This is a genomic window from Mediterraneibacter catenae (assembly GCF_008691045.1).
GTDB lineage: Bacteria > Bacillota > Clostridia > Lachnospirales > Lachnospiraceae > Mediterraneibacter > Mediterraneibacter ornithocaccae.
Map to the genome: position 1 here is coordinate 1 of NZ_VMSO01000061.1, position 612 is coordinate 612.

1 protein-coding gene is annotated in these 612 nt (G+C 53.1%); it reads right to left on the reverse strand.

Going from position 1 to position 612, the window contains the following annotated elements:
- Window positions 1–612 (reverse strand): DDE-type integrase/transposase/recombinase (locus FNY66_RS15350; protein WP_150311680.1); only part of this gene is annotated, 612 nt, incomplete at both ends.

The window sequence follows — 612 nt, forward strand, 5'->3', positions numbered from 1 at the left end:
TCCACTACCTGATGGAACTTTTCAATCTTCCCTTTACTTTTGCCGCTCCGCGGTTTTGCATGGAGAACCCGGATCCCCAGTCTTGAAAGAGAGAGCCTGATCTGCCTGGCGATATACTGGGAACCGTTATCAAAGTAACAGGCGTCAAACTTTCCGTATCGGAGGACTGCCTGGCGGAACGTATCCTCAACAATGGCTTCCTCCTGACTGACATAGAAACGGGAAGCCAGCAATAGGCGGGAATGGTCATCGATTGCGGAGGAAAGATACGTCTGTACTCTGGCGCCATTTTTCCCAATCGGAAGTTTCGGACCGTACTTGATATCCCCCTGTACCAGCATCATACGGTGCGGTTTGCAGAAACGTTTGGAAGAACTTTCCCGCGCATCGCGGTACATCTGCATCTGTTCCCTTCCGTAACCAGCCCGGTACAGGTGCCGTTCCAGAGTGGAGCGTTTCAGGACTCCCGGCGCAGCATAGCCTTCCAGTTCCAGGATGCAGATGATCTGTGCGACAGACCGCTCCGGGACTTCCTTACGGAGCTGGATCGCCTGCTCAAGCAGAAGATCAAAGTTTTCCGGAAGCTTCTGTGAACGGCGTTTTTCGCGTGTG